This is a genomic window from Leifsonia sp. NPDC058248 (assembly GCF_042881905.1).
Classification (GTDB): domain Bacteria; phylum Actinomycetota; class Actinomycetes; order Actinomycetales; family Microbacteriaceae; genus Leifsonia.
In genome coordinates this window covers 420,530-446,910 of record NZ_JBHVXB010000001.1, presented here as the reverse complement: position 1 = coordinate 446,910, position 26,381 = coordinate 420,530, and the positions used below count along the sequence as shown (strand labels likewise).

General features: G+C 69.1%; 21 protein-coding genes. 11 read left to right on the top strand and 10 right to left on the bottom strand.

Going from position 1 to position 26,381, the window contains the following annotated elements; all coding sequences use genetic code 11:
• The first annotated feature begins 90 nt into the window (after positions 1 to 90).
• Positions 91 to 888: an HAD-IIA family hydrolase gene (locus ACFVV5_RS02330; RefSeq protein ID WP_387238321.1), complete on the top strand. Its 798-nt coding sequence runs from the start codon at positions 91 to 93 to the stop codon at positions 886 to 888.
• A gap of 63 nt (positions 889 to 951) precedes the next feature.
• Here ACFVV5_RS02330 and ACFVV5_RS02325 read toward each other — a convergent pair whose 3' ends face one another.
• Both ACFVV5_RS02325 and pyrE read right to left on the bottom strand, forming a co-directional pair.
• The gene (locus ACFVV5_RS02325) at positions 952 to 3,804 is read right to left on the bottom strand and encodes a hypothetical protein (protein WP_387238318.1); all 2,853 of its coding nucleotides are present in this window, start codon (positions 3,802 to 3,804) and stop codon (positions 952 to 954) included.
• Positions 3,804 to 4,352, bottom strand: a complete 549-nt coding sequence (pyrE, locus tag ACFVV5_RS02320) for an orotate phosphoribosyltransferase (RefSeq protein ID WP_387238315.1) — start codon at positions 4,350 to 4,352, stop codon at positions 3,804 to 3,806. Before pyrE ends, ACFVV5_RS02325 begins: the two co-directional genes overlap by 1 nt.
• 123 nt (positions 4,353 to 4,475) lie before the next feature.
• Between pyrE and ACFVV5_RS02315 the strand changes: the two genes are divergently transcribed.
• Positions 4,476 to 5,324, top strand: a complete 849-nt coding sequence (locus tag ACFVV5_RS02315) for an exodeoxyribonuclease III (protein WP_387238312.1) — start codon at positions 4,476 to 4,478, stop codon at positions 5,322 to 5,324.
• Between the two features lie 16 nt (positions 5,325 to 5,340).
• Here ACFVV5_RS02315 and ACFVV5_RS02310 read toward each other — a convergent pair whose 3' ends face one another.
• Positions 5,341 to 6,237, bottom strand: coding sequence for an SDR family NAD(P)-dependent oxidoreductase (locus tag ACFVV5_RS02310; RefSeq protein ID WP_387238309.1), 897 nt, complete (start codon positions 6,235 to 6,237; stop codon positions 5,341 to 5,343).
• Positions 6,238 to 6,270: 33 nt separating this feature from the next.
• A complete protein-coding gene (locus ACFVV5_RS02305; RefSeq protein WP_387238306.1) occupies positions 6,271 to 7,011 on the bottom strand; it encodes a DNA alkylation repair protein in 741 nt (246 codons plus the stop codon).
• 224 nt (positions 7,012 to 7,235) lie between these two features.
• Between ACFVV5_RS02305 and ACFVV5_RS02300 the strand changes: the two genes are divergently transcribed.
• The 4 genes from ACFVV5_RS02300 to ACFVV5_RS02285 all read left to right on the top strand — a co-directional run bounded on the left by ACFVV5_RS02300 (position 7,236) and on the right by ACFVV5_RS02285 (position 11,169).
• Entirely contained in the window at positions 7,236 to 8,711 is a 1,476-nt protein-coding gene (locus ACFVV5_RS02300) for a DUF6421 family protein (RefSeq protein WP_387238303.1), read from the top strand.
• A complete protein-coding gene (locus ACFVV5_RS02295; protein ID WP_387238300.1) occupies positions 8,708 to 9,457 on the top strand; it encodes an SDR family NAD(P)-dependent oxidoreductase in 750 nt (249 codons plus the stop codon). The genes ACFVV5_RS02300 and ACFVV5_RS02295 overlap by 4 nt, the downstream gene beginning before the upstream one ends.
• A complete protein-coding gene (locus tag ACFVV5_RS02290) occupies positions 9,454 to 10,530 on the top strand; it encodes a threonine aldolase family protein (protein ID WP_387238297.1) in 1,077 nt (358 codons plus the stop codon). Before ACFVV5_RS02295 ends, ACFVV5_RS02290 begins: the two co-directional genes overlap by 4 nt.
• Before the next feature lie 342 nt (positions 10,531 to 10,872).
• Positions 10,873 to 11,169, top strand: a complete 297-nt coding sequence (locus ACFVV5_RS02285) for a hypothetical protein (protein WP_271175857.1) — start codon at positions 10,873 to 10,875, stop codon at positions 11,167 to 11,169.
• 25 nt (positions 11,170 to 11,194) lie between these two features.
• On the opposite strand, the gene galU is transcribed toward ACFVV5_RS02285, so the two are convergent.
• Genes galU through ACFVV5_RS02265 form a run of 4 tightly spaced genes read right to left on the bottom strand, consistent with a single transcriptional unit; the run spans position 11,195 to position 16,666 of the window.
• Entirely contained in the window at positions 11,195 to 12,226 is a 1,032-nt protein-coding gene (galU, locus tag ACFVV5_RS02280) for a UTP--glucose-1-phosphate uridylyltransferase GalU (protein ID WP_387238293.1), read from the bottom strand.
• A 27-nt stretch (positions 12,227 to 12,253) separates the two neighbouring features.
• Positions 12,254 to 13,648, bottom strand: coding sequence for a UDP-glucose dehydrogenase family protein (locus tag ACFVV5_RS02275; protein WP_387238290.1), 1,395 nt, complete (start codon positions 13,646 to 13,648; stop codon positions 12,254 to 12,256).
• Positions 13,649 to 13,662: 14 nt separating this feature from the next.
• Positions 13,663 to 15,153: a glycoside hydrolase family 26 protein gene (locus ACFVV5_RS02270; RefSeq protein WP_387238288.1), complete on the bottom strand. Its 1,491-nt coding sequence runs from the start codon at positions 15,151 to 15,153 to the stop codon at positions 13,663 to 13,665.
• Positions 15,146 to 16,666, bottom strand: a complete 1,521-nt coding sequence (locus tag ACFVV5_RS02265) for a glycosyltransferase (RefSeq protein WP_387238285.1) — start codon at positions 16,664 to 16,666, stop codon at positions 15,146 to 15,148. The genes ACFVV5_RS02270 and ACFVV5_RS02265 overlap by 8 nt, the downstream gene beginning before the upstream one ends.
• Before the next feature lie 544 nt (positions 16,667 to 17,210).
• Here ACFVV5_RS02265 and ACFVV5_RS02260 point away from each other — a divergent pair.
• Complete coding sequence (locus ACFVV5_RS02260; protein WP_387238282.1) at positions 17,211 to 17,801, top strand: nitroreductase family protein; 591 nt, start codon at positions 17,211 to 17,213, stop codon at positions 17,799 to 17,801.
• Between the two features lie 182 nt (positions 17,802 to 17,983).
• Here the strand turns inward: ACFVV5_RS02260 and ACFVV5_RS02255 are convergent, their stop codons facing one another.
• A complete protein-coding gene (locus ACFVV5_RS02255; RefSeq protein WP_387238279.1) occupies positions 17,984 to 19,033 on the bottom strand; it encodes a zinc-dependent alcohol dehydrogenase family protein in 1,050 nt (349 codons plus the stop codon).
• A 191-nt stretch (positions 19,034 to 19,224) separates the two neighbouring features.
• Here ACFVV5_RS02255 and ACFVV5_RS02250 point away from each other — a divergent pair, with 191 nt between their 5' ends.
• The 3 genes from ACFVV5_RS02250 to ACFVV5_RS02240 are packed head-to-tail and all read left to right on the top strand — an operon-like array spanning position 19,225 to position 23,429.
• The gene (locus ACFVV5_RS02250) at positions 19,225 to 20,448 is read left to right on the top strand and encodes an imelysin family protein (protein ID WP_387238276.1); all 1,224 of its coding nucleotides are present in this window, start codon (positions 19,225 to 19,227) and stop codon (positions 20,446 to 20,448) included.
• Complete coding sequence (gene efeB, locus ACFVV5_RS02245) at positions 20,445 to 21,710, top strand: iron uptake transporter deferrochelatase/peroxidase subunit (protein WP_387238274.1); 1,266 nt, start codon at positions 20,445 to 20,447, stop codon at positions 21,708 to 21,710. The genes ACFVV5_RS02250 and efeB overlap by 4 nt, the downstream gene beginning before the upstream one ends.
• Before the next feature lie 60 nt (positions 21,711 to 21,770).
• Positions 21,771 to 23,429 (top strand): phospholipase C, encoded by a 1,659-nt coding sequence (locus tag ACFVV5_RS02240; RefSeq protein ID WP_387238271.1) that lies wholly within the window; start codon positions 21,771 to 21,773, stop codon positions 23,427 to 23,429.
• Between the two features lie 120 nt (positions 23,430 to 23,549).
• Here the strand turns inward: ACFVV5_RS02240 and ACFVV5_RS02235 are convergent, their stop codons facing one another.
• Positions 23,550 to 25,715 carry an ATP-dependent Clp protease ATP-binding subunit gene (locus ACFVV5_RS02235; protein ID WP_387238268.1) on the bottom strand — a complete coding sequence of 722 codons (2,166 nt, stop codon included), beginning with the start codon at positions 25,713 to 25,715 and terminating at the stop codon, positions 23,550 to 23,552.
• A 271-nt stretch (positions 25,716 to 25,986) separates the two neighbouring features.
• On the opposite strand from ACFVV5_RS02235, the gene ACFVV5_RS02230 reads away from it, so the two are divergent.
• Positions 25,987 to 26,355 carry a hypothetical protein gene (locus ACFVV5_RS02230; protein ID WP_387238265.1) on the top strand — a complete coding sequence of 123 codons (369 nt, stop codon included), beginning with the start codon at positions 25,987 to 25,989 and terminating at the stop codon, positions 26,353 to 26,355.
• Positions 26,356 to 26,381: the final 26 nt, after the last annotated feature.

Genomic DNA, 26,381 nt, shown 5'->3' with positions numbered 1-26,381 from the left:
CGTTCAGGCTCCCGGCACACGCGCGGAACCCCCGCGAAACCCTTCGGCAACAGGGCACCCAATAAGCTGTACCCGTCGAAAGGGGTTTGCGTGGCGCGACGCGACGAGATCGAATGCTGGCTCACGGACATGGACGGCGTGCTCGTCCATGAGAACCACGCGCTGCCCGGTGCGTCGGAGCTGATCCAGCAGTGGCGCGATCAGGGCACGCCGTTCCTGGTGCTCACGAACAACTCGATCTTCACGCCGCGCGACCTCGCGGCCCGGCTGCGGGCATCCGGTCTCGATGTGCCCGAGGAGGCCATCTGGACCTCCGCCCTCGCCACCGCCGACTTCCTCAAGTCGCAGATCCCCGGCGGCAGCGCTTATGTGATCGGCGAGGCCGGGCTCACGACGGCTCTGCACGAGGCCGGGTTCATCATGACCGAGACCGATCCGGACTATGTGGTCGTGGGCGAGACGCGCAGCTACTCGTTCGACGCGATCACCAAGGCGATCCGGCTGATCGGCAGGGGCGCCCGCTTCATCGCGACCAACCCGGATGCCACGGGCCCGAGCGCGGACGGGCCGCTCCCCGCGACCGGTGCGGTGACGGCGATGATCACGAAGGCCACCGGCATGGAGCCGTATGTGGTCGGCAAGCCGAACCCGATGATGTTCCGCTCGGCGATGAACCGCATCGGCGCGCACTCGGAGAACACCGCGATGGTGGGCGACCGGATGGACACGGACATCGTCGCCGGCATCGAGGCGGGGTTGCACACGATCCTGGTGCTCACCGGCATCAGCGACCGGGGTGAGATCGAGCGGTACCCGTTCCGTCCCGACGAGATCGTCTCGGGCGTCACCGAGCTGATCGCCCGGGAGCCGGTCGAGTCCGACCTCTGAGGTGCGGGGTCCGGATGCCCGGGCGCAGTCTCGGATGCCAGGGCGCGGTGCCGGGTGCCCGGGTCAGCCGGTGGGGCCGGGGCCGGCGACGGATGACGTGAGCGGCTGGTTGCTGGAACGGTTCGCGAAGCAGTAGTACGAGCGCTGCCCGTCCTTCCACTGCTGGTCGGTCGCGGGGAACGTCCCCTGCAGCTGCAGGTCGGGATACGCCGATGCGGCGTTCAGGTCGATGATCCCGGGCTTGGTGCAGAGCACGTTGATCTGCGCCGCGAGCGCGTCGGCGCCCGGGTATGCCGCCGCCGGGTCGGCCGAGAACAGGTTCGTGTAGACCATCTGGGCCAGATGCGGCGCCGTGCAGTCGACGACGGTGAAGGACTCGGCCCACGGCGTCGTGTACGGCTGGATGCACTCTCCGCCGCCCAGCGTGTTCCAGGGGTGGACGCCCGGGGGCTGCGCTGCGGCCGGCTTGGGCTGCACCGTCGGCTTCGGCGTCGGGGTGGGGGTCGGTGTCGGGGTGGGGGTCGGCTTGGCCGAGGTGGACGTCGTTGCGATCGGCGCCGGGGCAGCGCCGCCGAACAGAGCGGGGAGCTGCGTGCCGAGCGCGAACAGTCCGATGAGCACGAGCACCACCGCAAGGCCGCCGGCCACCCAGAACAGCATGCGGTTGACGCGGGCCGAGCCGCCGGTGGTCGTTCCGGCTCCGTCGCCCGTTCCGGCGCCTGGGCCCACCGGCCCGGCGGGAGCGGGGACGGCTGTTGCCGAAGCGGCTGCGGCGGCCGAAGCGGACGCGGCCGGGAGCACGGTCGTGGGTTGGGAGGCGATGTCGGCGTCGGCCGGCGGAACCGCGAAGGTCGGCACGGCGGCCGTCGTCGCCAGCTCCGGGAAGAGGATGGCGTCGGCCGCCGACCGCTCCGGGGCCAGGGGCTCGCTGACCTCGGCGAGACTCTCGGCGTCGAGCGGCTGCGTCGCCGGTGAGGGCAAAGCGCCCATCAGCAGCGTCGCGTCCTCGAGCAGAGGGGCGGCGCCCGGAGTGGTCGACTCGGGGGCGACGGGCTCCGGAGGCTCGACAGCAGCCGCGATCCCGCTCTCCGCCTCCGCCTCCGCGGCGTCGACCTGGGATACGAAGTCGGGGTCGGGGTCACCGGTGCGGGCGTTGAGGAGCGCCGCCATCTCCGCCGTGTCGAGCCTGGTCGTGTCCGTGTCCGCAGCGGACGTGCCGTTGGCCACGTCTGAGCCCGGTTCGAACAGGGACCCGGCGTTCACGGGCGGAAGCACGGGAGGTGCGGGCGTGACCGAACCGACCACCGGAGGAGCCGGCCACACCGGTGGCGCGGGAGCGACGATCGGGAGCGCGTCGTCGACGCCCGGGGTGGTCTGCGCGACGCCGAACGCCGCCGTGGCCGCGCCGGGCGCATCCGCAGACGGGGCGTTGCTCGCGGGCGCGGGCGTGCCGAACGCGGCGGGAAGGCCGTCCGTCGTCGGCTCCGGAGTCGCGAGGTCGGGTGCGCCGTCCTCCGCGGTGGGCTCGGTATCCGGAATCATGATGATCCCAGTGGTGTCGCCGATGACCGAACGGCTCGTCGGTCTGGACGGTTCGGCGGAGTCGTCTTCGCCCTCTCCGTCGAAGAAGCCCAGCAGAGCCGCGAGTCCGTGACCCTCCCCCGACCCGTCGTCTGCGGTGGCGTCCGGCGAGGCGGGCTCGGGGCGCTGTGCGGGTTCGGGCGGCGGAACGACCGCAGGCGGCGGCACGACCGCGGGCGTGGGGGTCAGCGGAATCGCGTCGACCGGACGAGTGAAGAAGCTCGGCGGCGTCACGACGGGCTCCGGGGCTGCGGGCTCCGGGGCTGCGGGCTCCGGGGCTGCGGGCTCCGAGGCTGCGGGCTCCGAGGCTGCGGGCTCCGAGGCTGCGGGCTCCGAGGCTGCGGGCTCCGAGGCTGCGGGCTCGGAGGGAACGACGGGCGCGGAAGGCTCGATGAGCGACGGGAACGGCGGCGGCGTGAAGGGGTTCTCGGTCGTGTCGGGCGGTTGCTGCACGTTCGTTGCGCCCGTTCCGGTCGCGAACGGGTTCCACGACGACGGCTCGACCGGCTGTTCGGGCGAACGCGAACCCGCGGCCGGCCCCTGCTCGGCATCGGCCGGGGGCGTTCCGATGTCCCAGGTCGGCGGCTCGGGCATCCGAAGCGCTTCGGCGAAGGAGGGACCCGCGAACGCCGCGGTCGGCGTCGCATCGGCGGGCGCCGCCGGAGGAACCGGAAGGACCGGGGGCGCGGCCGGTGCCGCGGGTACTCCGGGCTCGGAAGGCGCCTCTTCGTCCGCTCCGGACGCGCTCGCCTCGGCCGGGTGCTCGAAGAACGGGCTGGACGACTGCTCGGGCTCCTCCACCAGCGGGTCCGAACCGACTCCCGGCGTCAGATGCCAGACGAAGGGTTCGGCCGGCTCGAAGGTGATGACGGGTTCGTTCTCGAGCGGAGCGCCCGCGGTGGTCTCGTCGCCGGGCACAGGCGCAGCTGGGGCGACCGGACGCTCCGCCGAAGCGATCGGAGCCTCCTGCGTTTCAGCCGGCGAAGGAACCGGCGGCACGGGCGGAGTGGACGGCGCGGGGGCGGCACCGGCCGTCTCCAGGTCGAACCAGGAGGAGCGCCGGGCGCCTGCGGGCGGCGCGCCCGCGACATCGCCGGGAGTCGCATCCGGAACCATGCCCGGCGCCGCAGCAGCGGAGACCGCGTCGGCGGCCGTGGCCGGGGCATCCGGAACCGTGTCGGTGTCCTGCGCGTCGGCGCCGGGCTCGGCCCCCGTCAGACGGCCGCCGCTCAGCTGCTGGAGCAGCCATTCCGAGCTGCCGAACTCGGGCTCCGCCGACCCCGGGCCGGTGCCGGCCTCGGGCTCGTCGTCGTCCCGGTTGCGGTCATCGGCCACTACGAGAGCCCCAGATCGTCGAGGCCGATGGCCGCGTAGTAGGGGTAGCCGGCGGCTTCGATGACCTCGCGCGCGCCGGTGTTGCGGTCGACGACCACGGCGACGGCGGCGATCTCGGCGCCGACCTTCTCGAGTGCTTCGATGGCCTTGAGAGGGGAACCGCCGGTGGTCGAGGTGTCTTCGAGCACGATCACGCGCTTGCCCTCGAGGTCGGGGCCCTCGACCTGCTTGCTGCGGCCGTGGTCTTTGGGCTCCTTGCGCACGACGAAGGCGTCGTAGGAGAGCCCGCGCGCCGCACCCTGGTGCAGGATGGCGGCCGCGACGGGGTCGGCGCCCATGGTCATGCCGCCGACGGCGAAGACATCGGGAACCTCGGCGATCAGGTCGATCATGACCTGGCCGATGAGCGGTGCGACCCGGTGATCGAGACTCACTTTGCGCAGGTCGACGTAGTACGTGGCCTTCTTGCCGCTGGTCAGCGTGAAGTCGCCGTGGAACACGGCGTCCGTCGAGATGTAGTCGATGAGCTGCTGTCTTGCGTCGGTCACATCTCTGATTCTAGAGGGGAAGGCCGGTGAACCGCCTTCTTCGCAAAACAGCCTGAGGGTGAATCATCCACAGGCCTGGATGCACGTTCGAGCCGCGTCGGTACCGCCGGATACGATCGGGACATGCGTGTTGCGACCTGGAATGTGAACTCGATCCGCACCCGAGCCGGCCGGGTGGTCGACTGGATGGTGCGCGAAGACGTCGACGTCCTCGCCATGCAGGAGATCAAGTGCAAACCCGAGCAGTTCCCGATGCAGCTGTTCGAAGACGCCGGCTACGAGGTGGTGCTGCACGGACTCAACCAGTGGAACGGAGTGGCGATCGCGAGCCGGTTGCCCATCGAAGACGTCGAGGTCGGGTTCCCCGACATGCCGGGCTTCCTCAAAGACCACGACGGACCCGACCTCCCCAAGGAGGCGCGGGCGATCGGCGCGACCGTCGACGGCATCAGGGTGTGGAGCCTCTACGTTCCCAACGGCCGGGCGCTCGACGACCCGCACTACGTCTACAAGCTGGACTGGCTCGCCACTCTCGCCGCCGACACGCAGCGCTGGCTGGCGGAGAAGCCCGACCTGGCGCTCGCACTGATGGGCGACTTCAACGTCGCGCCGCTCGACTCCGACGTCGGAGACCCGAGCCTGGTCCCGGGGCTCTCCACCCACATCTCTCCGCCGGAGCGCAGCGCGTTCGGCGCGTTGGAGACGGCGGGACTCACCGACGTGGTGCGGCCGCTGGTTCCCGACGGCTACACGTACTGGGACTACAAGCAGCTGCGCTTCCCGCGCAATGAGGGGCTGCGCATCGACTTCATCCTCGGCTCGAAGTCGTTCGCCGACCTCGTGACCGGCGCGAGCATCCACCGCAACGAGCGCAAGGGCGAGGCGCCCAGCGATCACGTCCCGGTGCTGGTCGACCTCGACCTCGCTCCGCACGACGAGGACGACGACGACCGCCCGATGATCTTCGGGTGAGCGCGGCCCGACGCCGTCAGCTGCTCCGGCCGGTGAAGTCGTTCATCGAGGTGTGCACGCCGAAGACGCGGTCGGCGAGCACGTCCCACACCCTGAGCGGGAGGACGCCTTTCAGGGTCTTCGCCAGTCCGACGGACCACGGAAGCAGAAGCATGGGCTTGCCCGCGAGCATCGCGCGCCACACCCGGTCGACCACGTACTCGGGGGCGAGGACCGGCGTGAGCAACGGGCCTTTCGCCCCTTCGAACATCCCGGTATCGATGTAGCTCGGGGCGACCGTAGTCACCTTGACGTGCCCGAAGCCCTGCTGGAGGAGTTCCAGACGCAGGCTGTCGCTCCAGCCGATCACGGCCCACTTCGACGCCGCGTAGACACTCATCCGCGGGTTCGACACCGTTCCGGCGGCTGACGCGATGTTCACGACGCGCGCCTCGCGGGCGCTCTCGATCATGCCGGGGAGGAATTCGCGGGTGATGTACATCGGGGCTAGGGCGTTGACCTGCATGGTGGGGCGGGTGTCGTCTCCGTTGTCGTGCTCCCAGAAATACTTGCCCCGGACGATGCCCGCGTTGTTGATCAGCACGTCGATTCCGTCGAGCTCCTTGCGCACCACCTGGGCCGACTGCGCGATAGCGCCGAGTTCGGCGAGATCGAGCACGAACGGGTGGATCGTCGTCGTCGGCCGGCCCGCCGCCGAGCTCGGGGAGCTGGGCGCACCCCAGGGGGTCGCCTCGCGCTCCGACATCACGATCGCGCGAAGCTGGGCGACCACATCATCGAGGGCCGCTTCGTCACGATCCCAGAGCACCACCGCGCGAGCCCCCTCACGCACGGCCCGCTCGGCGTAGAGGGCACCCATGCCGGAAGCCGCGCCCGTGATCAGTACCCGCGCGCCTCGCACCGTTCTCGTCATGAGTCCATCATCGCAAGAGTGGCTGAGCGTCGCTCATCTCAGTGCGCGGTAGGCCGCCCGCTGCTCCGGCGCCAGATGCTCGGTGGCGTAGCTGAGCATGGTGCGCGGCATGCGAGCCGCATTGGCGTCGAGGAAGCCGAGGAGCAGGGACCGATCGACGCGTTTGCCGACTTCGCGGAGCATCCAGCCCACGGCCTTGTGCATGAGGTCCTCCGGGTCGCCGAGGAGCCGCTCGGCGAGTTCCAGGGTCGTGGATGCGTCGCCCTGCTTGATGAAGGCGAACGTCGACAGCACGGCGACGCGCCTCTCCCACAGATCATCGCTCGCAGCGAGCTCGAACAAGAGCGTGCGCGGCCTGTCGAGCAGGTATTCGCCCAGCACGAACACCGCCGACGAGTCGACGAGATCCCAGTTGTTGACGCGTCCACGACGAACCGCGTCCAGATAGAAGCAGGCGATGCGCTCTCGCTCGGCCGGGTCGTGCGAGCGCTGCCGGCTGGCGACGGCGAAGAGCCGGTTCAGGATGACCAGCCCGGCGAGCCGGTGCTCGTGCACCTCGCTGTCGAGCAGCTTCCCGATCTCGGTGAGGCCGAGCCCGGCGAATCGCTTGGCGACCGCTCGCGTCTGCGGCACCCGCACGCCGATGAAGACGTCTCCCGCTCCGTATTGACCCGCGCCGGTCTTGAAGAAGCGCTGCAGGAACAGCGCGTCATCCGGGTCGGCCACCTCGGCGAGCGCCTGCTCGACCTCGGCTGCGGTGGCGGGACTCGTCATGGGGCGAGCCTAGCCGCCATGATCTCCGTCACCGGAAGGCAATATTGCGCGCCTTTCCACAGGTCAGCGGCGAAATCCGGCGCGCAATCGCTGCTCCACGCACCGATCGAGCAGGACGGGCAAGAAAATGTCCAGAAGTTGTGGTTAGGCTCGAACAGAGCGCATCCGGTGCGCTCGATCCATTGTTGCCGCGCCGCGGCCGACTCAGCGACGGGAGGTTCGTCATGTCTCAGTTCGTTTCCCAGTTCACTTCGGATGCAATTGTCGGAGAACCCGAGGTCGTCGAAGACGCCCGTTCCGTTCGCTCGCTCGCGTCGCATCCGGCCTGGTCGCGCCTGAAAGACGCCGCGATCGCGCTCCAGCCGTTGCAGCTCAAAGACGGCTCGATCGCCGAGGAGTCCGACAAGCCGGCTGCGACCGAGCAGGTCGAGGTCCTCGTGGCGGCGGTCGACGAGCTGGCCCCGCACTTCCCGCACGACGCGGCGTACCTCGATGCGCTGGTCGCCGACTTCCGGCGCTGGGCGGCGGAGGGATTCGGGGTGCCCGACTTCCTCGACTCGCTCCAGGCGTTCCAGCCCCAGCAGCACCGCGTCGACGGCCTCGGGCACCTCGTGGTCTTCCCGATGTACACGCAGAACGGAAGCACGAACCGTCTCGTCGAGGCCGTGCTCATCGAGGTCATCTGGCCGGAGTTCATCTCCGAGCTGGAAGCCGGCGACTACGGCAACAAGCTGTTCGTGCCCATCCGGTTCGTGGACTTCACGCCCGGTTACGACACCAATTCGGCTGTGCTGTTCCCGGAGACGGTTGCGATGCGGGAGATCCCGACGTTCACGTGGGGTGCGATCTTCCAAGACCGCGAAGCCGCGCGCTACCGTCGCGTCGTGCGTGCCGCATCCGAGATCACGAAGCTCGAGCTGCCGGCCGACGCGGCCGCGATGCTCGACGATCAGAAGCTGACCGAAGAGACCTTCGTGATGTGGGATCTCATCCACGACCGCAGCCACATGCGCGGCGACCTGCCGTTCGACCCGTTCATGATCAAGCAGCGGATGCCGTTCTTCCTGTACTCGCTCGAGGAGCTGCGGTGCGATCTGACCGCCTTCCGCGAGTCGGTGCGACTGGAGCGCGAGCTCGCAGTCCTGCCGGATTCGGAGCTGTCGCCGGCACTGCGCGAGATCCGGGACCACGCGCACCTCGTGCAGTACGCGGTGATCTTCGACCGGATCTTCCGGTTCGCGATCACCGGCAGTCGCGTGCGCAACTACGACGGACTCGGCGGCCAGCTGCTGTTCGCGTGGATGCACCAGCACGACGTGCTGCACTGGACGGACACGCAGCTCACCATCGACTGGGAGAACGTTCCGGATGTCGTGGTGGCGTTGAGCGACCAGATCAACGAGCTCTACTGGCGTTCGATCGACCGCCCGAAGGTGTCGCACTGGCTTGCCGCGTACGAGATGCTCACCCGGACGGTCACGCCGAATCCCGCCTCGCAGTGGGCGCGTGGGCTTCCCGACGAGACGCTCGCCGGGCCGCCGAAGGGCTACACCGACGCGGTGCTCGACGACGAGTTCCCGCTCTCGATGTTCTACGAGGCGCTCAACAAGAAGATGGCTGCCGTCATCGAGTCGACTGCCGGCATCACGGGCGAGTCCGAGACTGCCGAACCGGCTGTGCTCGGAGCGACTGCGAAGTGAGGAACGAGTCCGACACTGCGGCCCGGGCGGAGACGTCCGGGCCGCACGGCTCCCTCGACGGCAGGATCGTGCTGATCGCCGGCGCGACGAGCGCGAGCGGTGAGGCCGTGGCGCGCGCGCTGGTCGCCGCAGGCGCGACGGTTCTCGCCGTCGGCACCCGGTCCGAGGCTCTGGATGCCCTGGCCGCGGCCGTCCCCGGCGTCGACACGCGCGTGTGCGACCTGTCCGACCGGTCGGCCGTGGCGGAGCTCGCGATGCGCATCCACCTGAAGTTCGCCCGCATCGACGGCCTGATCCATCTCGTCGGCGGCTGGCGCGGCGGCGGCGGCATCGCCGGGCAGACGGACGAGGACTGGGCGTTCCTGGAGCGTTCGTTCGAGACTCTGCGCAACACCTCGCGCATCTTCTACGACGATCTCGCGGCGTCTCCGGCGGGCCGGCTCGCGATCGTATCGTCGTCGGCGGTCGACCGCCCGTACGCCGGCGGCGCGAACTACGCCGCGGCGAAAGCGGCGGCCGACGCGTGGACGCGCGCGATCGCGCAGGGCTTCGCCAAGGAGGCCCCGGATGCGGCGGCCACGATCTTCGTCGTGAAATCGCTCGCGGGCCTCGAGCAGGAGCTGGCCGCGCGGGTCGTCGACCTGTGGGCCCAGGATCCCTCCACAATCAACGGAGTCCGCCAGGTACTCACAGCCTCGGCCGACGGCACGAAGGCCGCCGCCGATCCTGCGAGGATAGACGGGTGACGCTACAACTCCACGACCTCTCCCTCCGCGGCTTCGCCTCCGACAACTACGCGGGAGTGCATCCCGAGATCCTCGACGCCATCGCGGCGGCCAACGAGGGCCACCAGATCGCCTATGGCGACGACGTCTACACGGCACGACTCCACGAGGTGTTCGCCGAGCACTTCGGCGAGGGCGTCCAGGTGTTCCCGGTGTTCAACGGCACCGGCGCCAACGTCGTCGGGCTCCAATCGATGATCCCTCGCTGGGGCGCGGTGGTGTGCGCCAAGACCGCGCACATCAACACCGACGAGGCCGGGGCTCCCGAGCGTGTCGCCGGCATCAAGCTCCTCACGGTCGAGACGCCCGACGGCAAGCTCACCCCTGAGCTGATCGACCGGGAGGCCTGGGGCTGGGGAGACGAGCACCGGGCCCAGCCGCTCGTCGTCTCGATCACCCAGACCACCGAGCTCGGCACGGCCTACACGGTCGACGAGGTCAGGGCCATCGCCGACCACGTGCACTCGCTCGGCATGAAGCTGCACATGGACGGAGCGCGCATCGCCAACGCGGCGGCGAGCCTCGGCGTTCCGCTGCGGGCGTTCACCACCGACGCCGGCGTCGACGTGCTCAGCTTCGGCGGAACCAAGAACGGGATGCTCTACGGCGAGGCCGTCGTCGTGCTCAACCCGGAGGCATCAGAGGGGCTCCTCTACCTCCGCAAGCTGAACATGCAGCTCGCCTCGAAGATGCGCTTCATCTCGGCACAGCTCATCGCTCTGCTCACCGACGGCCTGTGGCTGCGCTCGGCCTCTCACGCCAACGCGATGGCCGCGCGGCTTCGCACCGCCCTCGAAGCCGGGCTCGCCGATGGAAGCATCACCGGTGTCGGGTTCAGCCAGGCGACGCAGTCGAACGGCGTGTTCGCGACCCTTCCGGCCGGCGTCTCCGACCGGCTGCGCGAGCACTTCCGCTTCTACGACTGGGACGCCGCACGCAACGAGGTGCGCTGGATGTGCTCGTTCGACACCACGGAGCACGACATCGACGCGTTCGTCGCGGCTCTCATCGAAGAACTCGGAAAGCAGAGCTAGCCGCCCGCACGCACGAAATTGCCGGATTCTGTCGGATTGTCGACGGCGCGAGCGCGATTCGCCCCCGAAGAGGGCCAGAATGACACTCCTACTGGGGTACAAAACGTGTCCTCATTTTGGCCCACAAGAGCCCGGTTATTCGGTAGAGTTCAAGAGTCGGTTGAGGAACCCGAATAATCCTCCGGCCGATAACCCCGAATGCATGCCGGGCACGTGAACACACCCTAGAGTTCACGCGCCCGGCATCGTGGTTTAACGCGCAGACGACTCGACGTCGTGCTTGACTCCCGCGGCGAGGCGCGTACCGTCCCTTTGCGCCAGGCGAAGCGAGAGGACCCGACGATGAGCGAGACGCTGACCGATTCCGAGGTGGCCGGACTGAGCGCGAAGACCGTCGCGCACGTCGTCCACTACCGGCGCAAGACGTATGTGACGCGGCCGTCGGAAGGGTATGCACTGCTCAAGCGGGTCCGAACCCTCCTGAAGGACGGGACGACGGATCTGGTTCCGCTCGTACACCGGGACGGATTCGTCTGGCTGGCGATCGGCCCGGGCATCCCGATCGCGGTGGACGAGATCGAGACCGACGCCGGCCACAGCGAGAAGCACACGCTGAAACGGCTCGGCCTGGAGGAGTGAGCCCCCGGCCGAGCCGCATCGGACGTCAGACGAGGGCCGCCGCGGGGACCAGCTCGCGACCAGGCTCGGGCGACGGCTCGACCGATGGCTCAGGCGTACGCGACGGCACCGGCTTCGCGCGCTTGGGCGCGGCCGCGGGAGCGACCTCCGGCTCGTCCGCCGGGGCGGACGAGCGACCGACGAACTCCTTCAGCCAGGGCATCAGATCGGGTCCCAGGTCGGGGCGGTCGGCCGCGAGCTGCACGATCGCCTTGATGTAGTCGAGCCGGTCGCCGGTGTCGTAGCGACGGCCCGTGAAGATGACGCCGTGCACGCCGCCGGTCCAGTCGGGAGCGGAGGCGAGTCCCTGCAGGGCGTCGGTCAACTGGATCTCGCCGCCCTTGCCCGGCTCCGTCTTCTCGAGGATGTCGAAGATCTCAGGCCGAAGCACGTAGCGGCCGATGACGGCGTAGTTCGAGGGCGCACTCTCGCGGTCGGGCTTCTCCACCAGGCCGGTGATGCGCACGACGTCGTCTTCGCCGGTCTCCACGATCGCGGCGGCGCCGTAGAGGTGGATCTGGCTCGGGTCGACCTGGAGCAGCGCGACGACCGTGGTGTTCCGTTCACGCTGCACTTCGAGCATCCGGCTCAGCAGCGGGTCGCGGGCATCGATGATGTCGTCGCCGAGCAGCACGGCGAACGGCTCGTGCCCGATGTGCATCCTGGCCCGCAGCACGGCGTGCCCGAGGCCCTTCGGGTCGCCCTGACGCACGTAGTGCATGTCGGCGAGGCCGGTGGAGTGGTTCACCTTCTCGAGGCGATCGGTGTCGCCTTTCCTGGCGAGCGTGTCCTCGAGCTCGGTCGCCCGGTCGAAGTGGTTCTCGAGGGCGTTCTTGTTGCGGCCGGTGACCAGGAGCACATCGTGCAGGCCCGCGTTCACGGCCTCCTCGACGACGTACTGGATTGCCGGCTTGTCGACCACAGGAAGCATCTCTTTGGGCATCGCCTTGGTGGCGGGCAGGAAGCGGGTACCGAGGCCGGCGGCGGGGATGACGGCTTTGGTGACGTAGTGGGTCATGGTGTGTCCTCTCGTGGTGGTCGGATGTCAGCGCAGAACGGAGAGCGCGGCGAGGTCGTCGGCGAGCGGCGCCACCTCGGGCACGCGACCCATCGAGAGGACGCCCCAGCCGGCCCGGCTCCAGGCGACGGCGTCGAGGCAGTTTCGGGCATCGATCAGCGTCCGGCTGTTGACGAGGGCACCCATCGCGGCCGGGTCGGCTTCGATGAACTCGGGCCATTCGGTGAGCACCACGGTGACGTCGGCGCCGGTGACGGCCTCCTCCATCGAGTCCGCGTACCCCAGGGTCGGGAACATCCGCTGCGCCGTGCCCCGAGCCTGCGGGTCGTAGACCACGACCTGGGCGCCCCGCAGGTGCAGCGCCGCGGCGACATTGAGGGCGGGCGAGTCGCGCACGTCGTCGGTGTGCGGTTTGAAGGCCGCGCCGAGTACGCCGATCCGGCGGTTGAGCACCGAGCCCCCGCACGCCTGGAGCGCCAGGTCGATGACGCGCTGTCGCCGGCCCATGTTGATCTCGTCCACCTGCTGAAGTAGTCCGACGGCGGCGTGGGCGCCGAGCTCGCCGGAGCGGTGCATGAGAGCCCGGATGTCCTTGGGGAGACACCCGCCGCCGAAGCCGAGGCCCGCATTCAGGAACTGACGGCCGATGCGCTTGTCGTGGCCCAGCGCATCCGCCAGCAGGGAGACGTCGGCGCCGGCGACGTCGCAGATCTCGGCGATCGCGTTGATGAACGAGATCTTCGTAGCGAGGAACGCGTTCGCGCTCACCTTCACGAGCTCTGCCGTCGGCAGATCGGCGACGAGCACCGGCGTGCCTGCGGCGATCGGCGCGGCGTAGACCTGCCGCAGCAGCGCCTCGGACCGCGCGGATGTGCCGCCGAAGACCAGACGGTCGGGCGAGAGCGTGTCTTCGACGGCCTTGCCTTCGCGCAGGAACTCCGGGTTCCACACCAGCTCGCAGGCGACGCCCTCCGGGAGCGCGTCGGCGACGATGGCGCGAAGGCGCGCCGCCGTGCCGACCGGGACCGTCGACTTCCCGACGATCAGGCCGTCATGCGTGAGGTTCGACGCGATGGCGCGAGCCGCTGCATCGACGTAGGCGAGGTTGGCGGCGAAGCTCCCCGACTGCTGCGGGGTGCCGACGCAGATGAAGTGCACATCCGAGACCGCGACGGCCTCCGCGATGTCGGTCGTGAACCGCAGACGACCGGATGCGACGTGGCGCGTGATGAGCTCCGGCAGTCCGGGCTCGAAGAACGGCACGCGCCCCTCCTGGAGCTCCTCGACCTTGTGCGGATCGGTGTCGACGCCGATCACGTCGAAGCCGAGTTCGGCCATGGCGGCCGCGTGGGTCGCGCCGAGGTAGCCCGTGCCGATCACGCTGATGCGGGGGGCGGGCTGGTCTTGAGTCGACTTCTTCATGGTGAATGGTCCTTTCACTTGGCCGGTGTGAGCGTGAAATGGTCTTCTGGTCTGGTCAGGCCAGCGATGAACGCCGACAGCGAGTCAGCCCGTGAGTCGATGCGCCAGTCGTTGGTGGCGCGGACGCCTTCGACATAGCTGGTGACCGCGAGGTTGAACCAGGCGAACCCGATGATGTCGGAGTTCTCCGGTTTGGAGAGCCCGTCGAAGAACGAGGTGACCCAGGCCGCCTTGTGACCGCCCGTCTCGGACGCGCCGACCTCGGCGAGCATGATGGGCTTCTTCGCGATCCCCCGCAGCTCCGTGAGGCTGGGCCCGAACGTGTAGTCGAAGGTGAAGTCGTTGTCCGGCTTGTACGGCGGCCGCATGTAGCCCGAGAGCCCGACCCAGTCGACGTAGGCGTCGCCCGGGTACAGCGAGGCGAGGTAGCCGTCGACCTTGTGGTCGGCCGGAACGTTGTTCACGATGTTCGGCGACCAGACCCAGACGACCAGCTTGTTCGCGCCCTCCTGCTGGAAGATGTCGTGCACGTGCCGCCACATCTTCACGTAGTCGCCGGCACTGTTGCCGTTGATCGAGTTGCCTGAGCCGTCCGTCTCGGACCACGGGTACCAGATGCCGTTCATCTCGTGGTCGAGACGGATGGCCAGCGGGAGTCCGGTGGCGACGATGTCCTTGGCGTACTGGTGCAGGTAGGCGTCGAACGATCCGCCGATGATCTTCGGCAGCGAGTAGTCCGGTGCGACATTGCTGTCGTTGCCCGCGTCGATGGGCCGCGACTCCCAGGTCATCATGGGCAGTCGGCCGTCCTGCCAGGCACGCGTGACCGCGTTGGCGCGGAACGTCTCATCCCAGCCGCTGAAGTAGCCGACGACATTCGGCTGCACGCCGATCTTCGCGCTCGTCGCGTCGAAGGTCGACCAGTTGAACGGCGCCTGCTCGGTGTACATCCCGAAGTAGCGGTTGGCAGGCTGCAGCAGGGCCGCTTTGGCCGGTGCGGTGATCGGCGCCGGCACCGAGCCGGTCGATCCGCCGGCGGGCTGGGTTCCGGATGCGGCTCCCGCGCTCGCTCCGCCGGCTGCGGTTCCCGCGCTCGCTCCGCCGGCTCCCGCCGCGAGTGCGGCGGTGAGCGAGCGGGCCTGGGCCTTCGCCGCGGCGAGGGCGTTCTCGGCGGTCAGCGCCCGCTGCTGCGTCTTCGCGAGCAGCTTGGCGGTCGCGGCCTGGGAGGCGAGTGACTTCTTCTGCAGCGCCGTGAGCTGGCGCTTCTGCGATGCGATGGTGGTACCGGCCGAGCTCAGGCCCTTCTTCAGAACCGCGTTCTGCACGGCGAGCGGGTTGACCGCGTCCACGGCGGCGGACAGGGCCTTGCTCACCTGGCTGCCGGGAGACGACCAGACGAAGTAGGAGATGCCGCCGAGCACGAGGGCGAGGGCGAGGAAGGCGGCCGTGGTGGCTTGTGAGCGCGATTTGCTTTGCGCCCACCAGGTGGAAGTGCTATCAGACAAGGAAGAAGGCCTCCAGGGTCAGGATCGCGATGCCGATCAGGTAGGGGATGGCGGCCTGCGGGTTGAGCCGGCGCCGCTCGGGCTTGGTGGTCGTCGTGGTCTTGGTCGTGGTCTTGGTCTTCGTGGCCGCTTTCACTTCGGCGCGGGTGGCGAGGGCGGTGGCCGTCGTCATGCCTCCGACGGAGTCGGGCAGGCGCGCTTCGGACTCGTCTCCGCTCGCCGTCACGTCACTGGGCATCGCGTCGTCGGCAGTGATCTCGGAGGGCCCGCCAGCGTAGGCGCCGGCGCGGGTGCCCCATCCGGAGGCGTGGGCCATCCGGAAGAAGCCGAGGAGCCGGATCGGCATCAGGAAGAACGTGGAGACGATGATGAACACCGGCAGCCGGAAGAAGTCGGTGGGCTTCTCGGACAAGTGCCGGATCTGCCGGATCGACATGCTGATCACCGACGACGCGACCATCAAAGCGACCACGGTCAGGATCCCGGTCTGCACCCCGTACTGGCTGAGGAAGCCCTGGTAGAAGTTGTAGCCCTGCCCGGCGATCGACCGGTAGATCCAGCCGCCGAGCACGCCGGCCAGGACGAACGGCAGGATGATGTCGGACAGGAAGAAGAATGCGAGCAGCGGGGCGTGCCCGAGCATCCAGGGCAGCATCCGCAACGTGTTGTACTGGCTGCCGCGCGCCCACCGCAACTGCTGCTTGAAGAGCTTCTTGACCTTCAACGGGGCATCCGTGTACACCAGGCTGGTGTGCTGGTACACGGTCCGGTAGCCCTCTTTCAGCGTGAGGTTGGTCAGGGTGCGGTCGTCGGAGACCTCCAGGAAGACGCCCAGGAACTTCTCGGTCATGAACTTGTCCATCACCCGCATCAGGATCGAGCGGCGGAACGCGATCGTGCGCCCCGGCAGGCAGCCGATCTGCCCGACCACCGACTGCGCCGGCATCGAGTAGAGCGCCCGCGAGTTCTCGAGCCAGTCCGCCCACCGGGTGATCCAGCTGCGCTCCGGCTCCAGGATCCGCTGCTTCGTCGTCACGCCGCCGACTCGCTCGTCGGCGAAGGGTTTCACGAGCTCGCTCAGCACCTGCGGCATCCACACCGTGTCGGAGTCGACGAGCACGGTGATGTCCCCGGTCGACATCCGGGTGCCGATCATCACGGCATTCCGCTTGCCCGGGATCGGCGTGTGCACCCAGCGCACCAGCGGCGCGAACTCCTCGCACACTCCGACCAGCCCGGGATTCGGCGCCCCGTTGATCACGACGATGATCTCGCCGGGGTGTTGCTCCACCATCCGCCCCAGCACATCCCGGAACAGATCCAGAGGTTCATCGACCACCGGGACGACCACACTCGTCGACACGTCGAACGGTTCCAGGTACGGCCGGTACCGGCGGGACACGACAACCTTGATCAGCCAGATCACCCAGATCAGCGCCGAGTACACGGCGAACAGGTAGAACTCGGCATGGCCTTGGAGCATGTGCCTGATCTGCAGAATGAAAATGAACACGAATGAGACCTTTCGCGGTCAGCGGGGGTGGCATCCGCAACGCTGAGGATCTGGTCGAATTCGGGGTGATCTCGTTTCTAGCGGGATTCTCAGACGCTGCGCAAGTCGCCGATTCCGGTCCTCCGGGCGTGTCGCAGATTCCTCTCGGTGGGGGCCGCGAGGGGCCACGTCGGCTGGGTGTCCGTCGACATGCGGACATCCGGAACCTGTCGGCAGAATGGCGGACACACCCCCTTCCGGGGGTCAGTGAATGGCCGGTCAGGTGGCATTCCCGTCAACCGGCTCTCGAGCGGCCGGGGTCGCGGGCCTCGAGGCCTCGTACCCCCGTCTGTACCCCGGTTGCGGGGCATCGAAACAGCCCTCCGGAGGCCCTCGAGAATTCGTGAGAATTTACATACGCGACACATCTCGTTCACGGACTCTTGCACTCAAGAAACTCCCAGACAGGAGCGCGGGCCTTCTGGGAATACCTCCCAGGTTGATACGTTTACATGGACAGGCAATGGGGCCGTGTCCTTTTCCCCCGACCTGCTCCTGGAGTTCGATGACCATCGCCGACCTTTCGACCCGCGCTGCCGACCGCGCCATTCAGCTGCTTCCCGTCCTCGCCGGACGGTGGAGCCCCCGTTCGTTCGATAGCACCGCCGTCATCGACGAAGACAAGCTGACCGCCGCCCTCGAGGCCGCGCGCTGGTCGCCGTCCGCCGCCAACTCGCAGCCGTGGCGGTTCATCGTCGCGCGTCGCGGCACAACCGCTTTCGACACGGTCGTCGCCAACCTCGTCGGCTTCAACGCAGCGTGGGCCGGCAGCGCCAGCGTGCTCATCGTGGCCCTCGCCGAGACGGTCGACACCGACGGCAAGGAACGCCGCTGGGCCACGTACGATCTCGGCCAGGCGGTCGCCCACTTGAGCGTCCAGGCCCACCACGACGGGCTGCACGTGCACCAGATGGGCGGGTTCGACGCCCAGGGCCTGCGCGCCGCCTTCGACATCGACGAGCGTTTCGTCCCCGTCTCGGTCACCGCCCTCGGCACCCTGGGCGATCCGGATGCCCTTCCCGAGCCGCTACGCGAACGTGAACTCGCTCCCCGCACGCGAGTCCCCCTGAACGACATCGTCGTCGTCGACGCGTAGCTCGCCGCCCGCGCGTTACCCGTGCGCGGCGCAGCGAAGAACGGGCTGCCGGTTCCCCCGACCGGCAGCCCGTTCTCCATGTCTGCGGCGCTTCCGTGCCGTCGCGCGGAGCATCCGGGGCCGCCGAGACCGTGGTCCTGAATTCAGCAGGCCGGCCGAGCAGCGACGGTCAGGAGGGACGGTCAGGGGCGGACGAGCGTCTTGATGGCGCGGCGCTCGTCCATGGCCGCGTACGCCTCCGCGATCTCGGAGAGCGGCAGCTCGAGGTCGAAGACGCGGCCGGGCTCGATGGCTCCCGACCACACGTCCTGCAGCAGTTCCTCGACGTAGTTGCGCACCGGTGCGACCCCGCCGTTCACGCCGACGTTGTTGTTGAACAGCGTGCGCACGGGCAGCTCCGGGCCGCCGTTGGGGACGCCGACGTAGCCGACCATGCCGCCGGGACGCGCCGACCGGATGGCCTGGTCCATCGACTCCTTGGTGCCCACCGCTTCGAGCACGCAGTCGGCGCCGATGCCGTCGAGCAGCTCCTTCACCGCCGCCACGCCTTCATCGCCGCGCGCGGCCACGATGTCGGTCGCGCCGAACGCGCGGGCGAGTTCCTGCCGGGGCTCGTGGCGCGACATCGCGATGATGCGGGACGCACCCAGCCGCGAGGCGGCCAGCACGGCGCACAGACCGACCGCGCCGTCTCCGACCACGACGACCGTGCTGCCCTCCGTGACGCCCGCGGAGACCGCCGCGTGATGGCCGGTGCCCATCACATCGCTGAGGGTGAGCAGGCTCGGGATGAGCTCCTCGCTCGGGTACTCGGGCGTCGCCACGAGCGATCCGTCGGCATGCGGAACGCGGACCTTCTGGCCCTGCCCTCCGTCGGCGAACCCGCCGAGCCTGTCCTCCGACCCCCACCAGCCGCCGTTGAGGCACGACGTGCTGACGCCGTTCTTGCAGTTCACGCAGGTCATGTCGCAGTCGTAGAACGGGGCGATGACGAAATCCCCGGGGGCGATGGTGGTCACGTCGGAGCCCACCTCTTCGACGACGCCGACGAACTCGTGGCCGATGCGGCGGGGCTCGTGGGTGGGGGTGACTCCACGGTACGGCCACAGGTCGGAGCCGCAGACGCAGGCGGCCACGACGCGCACGATGGCGTCGCCGCCGGTGGACAGGACGGGGTCGGGAACCTCTTCGACGCGGACGTCGCGTTCCCCGTGGATGACGGTAGCAAGCATGCTCACGAGCCTACGCCGACTCCGCGGACCGGTCCGCATCGAGTCCCCCGTTGGAGGTACGGCGAATGGCAGTCGGGTGAACAGAGGGTGAAGCGCGGTTTCAGGGGAGCGCGCCGCTCATACGATCGCAGATGCCGGACGTCCGGCGACCACCCCACCCCCATTTCCCGTTCCCCGAGGAGGCACGCTCGATGTGGAAGCGCTCCCGGCTCACCGCGCTCATCGCGGTGCTCGGCGGGCTCGTGGCGATCGGGGTGGCGCTGACGATCGTGGCACGGCCGGGCGCGGTACTGGCGGGTCAGACCCCGGCTTCCGCGCATCCGGCGACCTATGCTGTCGCCGCGGACCTCGACGCCTGCGGTCAGGGCTGGGGAGAGGGCGCGAACGCGCACGTTCCGGGCGGCGATCAGACCTTCACCGTGACGAATCACACGGTGGCGGGCATCGAGGTGTACCTCCAGGCGGTGGACACGAACAAGGTCTACCTCGACCTGGAGAGCCTCGGCGCCGCGGCGCACGCGACGGCGCGAGCCACACTGGGCGCCGGGAGGTACCGATTCATCTGCCTCCCCGCGGATGCCGACCCGGTGCGCGGGCCGACCGTGACCGTCGGCTCCCCGCCGCACAGTGCGCAGCTCACGCCCGGCATCGTGCCCGTGACCCGCAACGATCTGATCCCGGTCGCGAAGGCGTACGGGACCTGGGTCTCCTCGCGCATCCCGGTGCTACGACAACAGGTCGCCCGGGTCGGCGAAGACGCTTCGGAGGGCGACTTAGCGGCGGCACGACGCGACTGGCTCACGGCACACCTCACGTATGAGACGCTCGGCGCCGCGTACGGCTCGTTCGGCGACCTCGACACGGCCATCAACGGGATGCCCGGCCCGGGCCTCACGGCGGCGACCGACACGAAGCTCACCGGGTTCCACCGGGTGGAGGGCCTGCTCTGGTCGGGAGCCCCTGCTGCCGCGGTCGCCGCGGCCGTCGGACCGCTCGCCGCGGCGGTCGGCCGGCTGGGCGCCGCGTTCGCCGACGCCGAGGTCGACCCTCTCGACGTCGGGCTCCGGGCACACGAGATCGTGGAGAACGCGATCCAGTTCGACCTCACCGGCTCCGCCGACACCGGCTCGGGCACCGAGCTCGCCAGTATCGACGCCGAGCTCACCGGAGCCGGCCAGGCGCTGGCGCAGCTGCACGGCATCCTGAGCTCGCGCTACGACCAGCTCGCCACGACGACCTCCAGCCTGGCGTCGTCGCACCGGCTGATCGAGACGTTCCGGCACGCCGACGGCACCTGGGTTCCGCTCGCTCACGTCTCCCGCCCCGACCGGGAGCGGATCGACGCGTCGCTCGGCGCGACCGTGGAACTGCTCGCGCCGGTGGCGGCCATCTGCGACATCCGGAGGGGCACATGAACCAGTTCGACAGACGCGGCTTCCTCGGCGCCGCTCTCGGGGCGGGCGTCGCCGTTCCCATCGCCGCTGCGACGGGTGCCGCTGCATCAGGTGCTGCGGCTTCGACCGGGAGCGCTCCGGCGACGGGCACCGTTCACGCCGCGGAGCCCGGACCGGCACGCACCGCGTTCCCGTTCCACGGCGCGCATCAGCAGGGCATCCTGACCCCCGCGCAGCGGTCGGCCGCGTTCGTGGCTCTCGACGTCACGGCCGCGAACCGCGCCGAGCTCGCCGACCTGCTGCGCACGATCACCGACCGCGCGCGGTTCTCCACGACCGGCGGCACCCCGCCCGACCCAGGGCTGGCCGCTCCGCCGCGGGACTCGGGCATCCTCGGCCCCACGGTCGTGCCCGACGGTCTCACCGTGACCCTCTCGGCCGGCGCCTCCCTGTTCGACGACCGCTACGGCCTGTCCACCGCCAAGCCGGCCCGCCTGCGCACGATGGAGGACTTCGAGAACGACGCGCTGCGCCGCGAGGTGTGCGACGGCGACCTCCTGCTGCAGGTCTGCGCCGACGACAGGGACGCCGTCACCCACGCCGTCCGCGAGATCGCCCGCGCGACCCGGGGCGGGATCCAGGTGCGCTGGCGGCAGGACGGCTTCGTCTCGCCCCCGCGGCCGTCCGGCACCCCCCGCAACCTGATGGGCTTCAAAGACGGAACCTCCAACCCGACCACCTCGGACGCCGCGGCCATGGCGGCCCTCGTCTGGGCGCGAGCGGGCGGCGCGGAACCGGGCTGGGTCGCCGGCGGCACCTATCACGTCGTGCGCGTCATCCGGATGCTCGTCGAGTTCTGGGATCGCGTGAATCTGCACGAGCAGGAGACGATGATCGGCCGCAGGCGCGACAGCGGCGCACCGCTCACGGCGTCGCACGAGCACGACGACCCCGGGTACGAGAACGACGCGACCGGCGACGTGATCCAGCTGGACGCCCACATCCGGCTGGCCAACCCGCGCACCCCGGCGACAGCCGACCAGCGCATGCTCCGGCGGGCATACAACTACGACGCCGGCGTGGACGTCAACGGCAACCTCGACATGGGGCTCATCTTCACCGCGTTCAACCAGGATCTCGAACGGCAGTTCGTCGCCGTGCAGAAGCGCCTGGCCGGCGAGCCGCTGACCGACTACATCTCACCGTTCGGCGGCGGGTACTACTTCGCGTTGCCGGGGGCGCGCGACAGCGACGACTGGCTGGGACGAACGATGCTGTCCTAGCCAGGCGCACAGGGTCGGCGCACCCGCGCCGACATCCGGAAAACAGAGAAAGAGGAACCAGTGTTCACCACGTTCCGTCTGCGTCACGCGGCTCTCGCACTCGTTGGTGCGACCGCCCTCGTCGGCGCGGGGATACTCGCCGGCTCGCCGGCGATGGCCGGACCCGACAAGGCGACGCACACCGCGACGCCCATCAAACACCTCGTCGTGATCTTCGACGAGAACATCTCCTTCGACCACTACTTCGGCACGTATCCGAAGGCGGCGAACACCGACGGCACGCCGTTCACGGCAGCGCCGAACACCCCGAAGGCCAACACCCTCGTCACCTCCGGGACCCTCACCAAGAACCCCAACCTGTACCTGCCCAAGCGCCTGACTCCGGCACAGGCCGCGACCTGCGACCAGAACCACGGCTACGCGGCCGAGCAACAGGCGGTCGACAACGGCAAGATGGACCTCTTCGTGCAGAAGACCTCCACCGACACCTGCACCGGCCTGTTCGGCGCTCCCGGGCTCGCGATGGACTACTACGACGGCAACACGGTCACCGGCCTGTGGAACTACGCCCAGAACTACTCCATGAGCGACAACAACTGGGACACCACGTTCGGCCCCTCGACGCCGGGCGCTCTCAACCTGGTCTCCGGGCAGACGCACGGCGCGACGGCCTTCGACCCGAAGACGGGCGCGGTCCTTCCCGCATCGTCCGCGGTCTCGTCGCCGAACGCCGCCGGTGTCGGCACCGTGATCGGCGACCCCGACCCGGCCTATGACGACTGCTCCGACAACGACCACACCGCGAGCTCGGCCGTCGTGGGGATGTCGGGACCGAACGTCGGCGACCTGCTCAACAAGCAGGGCGTGACGTGGGGCTGGTTCCAGGGCGGCTTCACGCCGACCACCGCGTGGGACGGCACCGCCGGCCACTACGCCGCGTGCGACGCGACCACGGCGAACATCACCGGGGCCCTCGCCAAGGACTACTCGCCGCACCACTCGCCGTTCCAGTACTACAAGTCGACGTCGAACCCGCACCACCTTCCCCCCACCTCGGAGCAGGCGATCGGCCACACGGATCAGGCCAACCACCAGTACGACCTGACCTCGTTCGACGCTGCGCTGAACAAGGGCAACCTGCCGGCGGTGTCGTTCCTGAAGGCTCCTGAGGCTCAGGACGGCCACGCCGCGTACTCGAACCCGCTCGACGAGCAGAAGTTCCTCGTGAACGAGATCAACGCCATCCAGAAGTCGAGCTCGTGGTCCAGCACCGCCGTCGTCGTCACCTACGACGACTCCGACGGCTGGTACGACCACGTCGCGCCGAAGATCGCGAACGGCTCCAAGGACGCCGCGACCGACTCCACCGTGTGCACGACTGCGAAGCACGTGGCCGGCGGCTACGCCGACCGCTGCGGCCCGAGCCAGCGCATGCCGCTGCTCGTGATCTCGCCGTACGCGGCCAAGAACCACGTGGACCACACGCCGGTCGAGCAGACCTCCGTGCTCCGCTTCATCGAGAGCAACTGGCGCACCGGCCGCATCGGCGACTCGTCGTTCGACAGCCGCGCCGGCTCGCTGGGCGGGATGTTCGACTGGTCCCACCCGCAGCAGCGAGAGGTTCTGCTCTCGCCCACCAGCGGTGCGGTGACGTCGGTCGTCCCGACGAAGCCGCTCAAGCCGGCACCCCCGCACGGCGGCTGGTCGCAGAAGCCGTAACCGCAGGGCGCTCCATCGAGTCCGGAGCTGCTGGGTCGAATCGTACGATTTCGGCCCAGCAACTCCGGACTCGTCCGCGTCCAGGCCGCGTCCAGGCCGTCGGCCGGATGCTCGGAGCGGTCAGTCCGTCTCGTGCACCGGGACGACGGTGAGAGAGTCGCCGTCGGGCGCGATGTCGACCCGCACGAGGTCGCCGTCGCGCACCTCGCCGGCGAGCAGGGCCGTCGCCAGGCGGTCGTCGATCTCGTGCTGCATCAGGCGGCGCAACGGCCGCGCCCCGTAGATCGGGTCGTAGCCGCGCTCGGCGAGCCAGCGACGAGCATCCGGAGTCACCGCCAGCTCGAGGCGGCGGGCCTCCAGCCGGCGCATCAGCCGGTCGATGTTGAGTTCGACGATCTCGCCGAGCTCCTCCTTGGTGAGAGCCGAGAAGACCACGATGTCGTCGAGACGGTTGACGAACTCCGGCTTGAAGGCCTCGCGCACCATCTGGCGCACCGCCTCCTCCTTCTCGGTGTCCGACAGGCTCGGGTCGACGAGGTACTGGCTGCCCAGGTTGGAGGTGAGGATCAGGATGGTGTTGCGGAAGTCGACCGTGCGGCCCTGGCCGTCGGTGAGCCGGCCGTCGTCGAGCACCTGCAGCAGAACGTCGAAGACCTCGGGGTGCGCCTTCTCGACCTCGTCGAGCAGGATCACGGAGTACGGCCGGCGACGCACGGCCTCGGTGAGCTGCCCGCCCTGCTCGTAGCCGACGTACCCGGGAGGGGCGCCGACCAGTCGCGAGACGGAGAATTTCTCCCCGTACTCGCTCATGTCGATGCGAACCATCGCCTTCTCGTCGTCGAACAGGAACGCGGCGAGCGCCTTGGCCAGCTCGGTCTTGCCGACGCCGGTGGGGCCGAGGAACAGGAACGATCCGGTCGGGCGGTCGGGGTCGGAGATGCCCGCTCGCGTGCGGCGCACGGCATCCGCCACCGCCGACACCGCCGTCTTCTGGCCGATCAGGCGACGCCCCAACTCGTACTCGAGCTGCAGCAGCTTCTCGGTCTCCCCCTGGGTCAGCCGGTCGACCGGGATGCCCGTCCAGGCCGCGACGACGGCGGCGATGTCCTCACTGGTGACCTGCTCGTTGACCATCCGGGGCTTGTCCGGATGCTGTTCGGCCCGCTCGGCTTCGGCCAGTTCACGCTCGATGGACGGAATCGTCTCGTACTCGATCTTGGAGGCCTCCTGGTAGCGACCGTCGCGCAGGGCGAGGTCGCGCTTGGTCTTTGCCTCTTCGAGCTGCGAGCGCAGCGCACCGACCCGGTTGAGGGATGCCTTCTCGAGTCGCCAGCGCTCCTGCAGCTCCTCGAGCTCCGCCTCGCTCTCGCGCAGCCGCTCCTGGAGCTGGGCGAGCCGTTCCTTGCTGGCGTCGTCCTTCTCCTTCTTCAGCGCGAACTCTTCGAGCTTCATCCGCTCGACCACGCGCTGCAGCGTGTCGATCTCCACCGGCGCCGAGTCGATCTCCATCTTGAGCCGGCTGGCGGCCTCGTCGATCAGGTCGATGGCCTTGTCGGGGAGCTGCCGCGCGGTGATGTAGCGGTTGGAGAGGGATGCGGCCGCGACCAGGGCGGAGTCCTCGATCGTGACCCCGTGGTGCGCTTCGTAGCGACCTTTGAGCCCGCGGAGGATGGCGACGGTGTCTTCGACACTCGGCTCTCCGACGTAGACCTGCTGGAAGCGGCGCTCGAGGGCGGCGTCCTTCTCGATGAATTCGCGGTACTCGTTGAGTGTGGTCGCACCGATCAGGCGCAGCTCGCCGCGTGCGAGCATCGGCTTGAGCATGTTGGAGGCCGCGACGGACCCCTCGCCGCCGCCGGCGCCCATCAGGATGTGGAGCTCGTCGACGAAGGTGATGATCTGACCTTCGGCATCGTTGATCTCTTTGAGAACGGCCTTGAGCCGCTCCTCGAACTGGCCGCGGTACATAGCGCCTGCCACGAGGGCGGAGAGGTCGAGCATCACGAGTTGCTTGCCCTTGAGCGAGTCGGCCACGTCGCCCGCGACGATGCGCTGGGCGAGGCCTTCGACCACGGCCGTCTTGCCGACGCCGGGCTCGCCGATGAGCACGGGGTTGTTCTTGGTTCGCCGCGTGAGCACCTGGCTCACCCGGCGGATCTCGGCGTCTCGCCCGATCACCGGATCGAGCTTGCCGCTCTTGGCGATCTCGGTGAGGTTCACACCGTACTGTTCGAGAGCGCTCTTCTGCTCCTCCTGCGTGGAGGGCGCGCCCTGCATGTTGGCCATGCGTCTCCCTTCAAATCGTCGAGCAAAGTTGAGTCTACTAGGCTCAACTTTGATCCGCATCCCCTATTCCGGCCCGCAACCTGCTCCGACCGACCTCCGGCCGACATCCGACCGCACGACTACACAGCACAACTCAACCACGCTGGGCTATCCTCCCAGAGAGGAGTCTGGACCCAGCCTCCTCATCGGAGGGTTCCATGCGTACTTCGACCGCAACACCCGACCTGTCGAGCGATCGACGATGCACGCGCGCCCGCACCGGGACATCGACATGAGCACCCCCGCAGAGCGGGCCGGCGGCGAGCTCGTGACCGGCCCGGGGACGGACCGGAGCCGCGGCGGACTGCCCCTGACGGTCCGGTTCACCGAGAGCGACTACGCCGCGCTCCTGAGGATCGCCGCCGCACGGTCGACGTCAGCCAGCCATCTCATCGAAGACCTCGTGCGCCACGCGCTCAGCCGCAGCTCCATCCCCGACGCCAGAGCGCCCCTCCATCAGGATCGCGCAAAGAAGGCCGGGGACCTCATCGCCGATGGCGAGACGGACGACGCCATAGCGCGGATCCTCGGCGTCTCCGTCGCGGCGGTCACGACCTACCGCGCGAACAACCACACGACCGTCCCGCAGCCGGGAGCCTGACTCCGCGCCTCCGGCTGCCACCGCTC

What these genes read in the sequence shown, in the direction of transcription:
- galU (WP_387238293.1), bottom strand. Translation starts at nt 12,226, where the DNA reads ATGACCCACTACGTCACCAAAGCCGTCATCCCCGCCGCCGGCCTCGGT.
- ACFVV5_RS02305 (WP_387238306.1), bottom strand. Translation starts at nt 7,011, where the DNA reads ATGACGAGTCCCGCCACCGCAGCCGAGGTCGAGCAGGCGCTCGCCGAG.
- ACFVV5_RS02300 (WP_387238303.1), top strand. Translation starts at nt 7,236, where the DNA reads ATGTCTCAGTTCGTTTCCCAGTTCACTTCGGATGCAATTGTCGGAGAA.
- ACFVV5_RS02250 (WP_387238276.1), top strand. Translation starts at nt 19,225, where the DNA reads ATGTGGAAGCGCTCCCGGCTCACCGCGCTCATCGCGGTGCTCGGCGGG.
- ACFVV5_RS02315 (WP_387238312.1), top strand. Translation starts at nt 4,476, where the DNA reads ATGCGTGTTGCGACCTGGAATGTGAACTCGATCCGCACCCGAGCCGGC.
- ACFVV5_RS02235 (WP_387238268.1), bottom strand. Translation starts at nt 25,715, where the DNA reads ATGGCCAACATGCAGGGCGCGCCCTCCACGCAGGAGGAGCAGAAGAGC.
- efeB (WP_387238274.1), top strand. Translation starts at nt 20,445, where the DNA reads ATGAACCAGTTCGACAGACGCGGCTTCCTCGGCGCCGCTCTCGGGGCG.
- ACFVV5_RS02310 (WP_387238309.1), bottom strand. Translation starts at nt 6,237, where the DNA reads ATGACGAGAACGGTGCGAGGCGCGCGGGTACTGATCACGGGCGCGGCT.
- ACFVV5_RS02255 (WP_387238279.1), bottom strand. Translation starts at nt 19,033, where the DNA reads ATGCTTGCTACCGTCATCCACGGGGAACGCGACGTCCGCGTCGAAGAG.
- ACFVV5_RS02285 (WP_271175857.1), top strand. Translation starts at nt 10,873, where the DNA reads ATGAGCGAGACGCTGACCGATTCCGAGGTGGCCGGACTGAGCGCGAAG.
- ACFVV5_RS02260 (WP_387238282.1), top strand. Translation starts at nt 17,211, where the DNA reads ATGACCATCGCCGACCTTTCGACCCGCGCTGCCGACCGCGCCATTCAG.
- ACFVV5_RS02230 (WP_387238265.1), top strand. Translation starts at nt 25,987, where the DNA reads ATGAGCACCCCCGCAGAGCGGGCCGGCGGCGAGCTCGTGACCGGCCCG.
- ACFVV5_RS02275 (WP_387238290.1), bottom strand. Translation starts at nt 13,648, where the DNA reads ATGAAGAAGTCGACTCAAGACCAGCCCGCCCCCCGCATCAGCGTGATC.